Raw genomic sequence first — 419 nt, 5'->3', positions numbered from 1 at the left:
TGTTTTATCTATTGTAGTCGCTGGTAATTGACCTACTTGGCTTACATTACCCGCAGCATCAGTTTGTCGAACTTCTACTTGTCCGGCAGTGTATTTTCCTTCAGGTAAGTTAAAACTTGTACTACTGCCTCCTGGCAACCAAGCACCACCATCGGTTCTGTATTCCCATGTAGCACCTGGCTCTAAACCAGTTACATTTACGGTGTCATTAGAAGTAATACCATCTGCAAGACCTGTATCTTCAGCTAGCGTTAATATTGGGGCTGTTGGCGCTGTTGTGTTCACAGTCAATGTTAATGCTGGGCTTGGATCGCTTTCATTACCCGCTGCATCCGTCAAGGTGTAGCTCAGCTTATGTTCACCTTCAGACAACGGAGTCGTTGGTGTCAAGGTGCCTGTCGCTGCATCATAGGTCGCAT

At 46.3% G+C, this 419-nt stretch carries 1 protein-coding gene; it reads right to left on the bottom strand.

Features of this window, described 5'->3' with window-relative positions; genetic code table 11:
* A partial coding sequence (locus tag EXE09_RS18915) for an Ig-like domain-containing protein (protein ID WP_165382095.1) occupies positions 1–419 on the bottom strand: 419 nt, incomplete at both ends.

This window comes from Acinetobacter sp. WCHAc060025 (genome assembly GCF_004209355.1).
Lineage (GTDB): Bacteria > Pseudomonadota > Gammaproteobacteria > Pseudomonadales > Moraxellaceae > Acinetobacter > Acinetobacter wuhouensis.
Note: the sequence above shows the minus strand (reverse complement) of the source record. Positions and strands in the feature narration are given on the sequence as shown.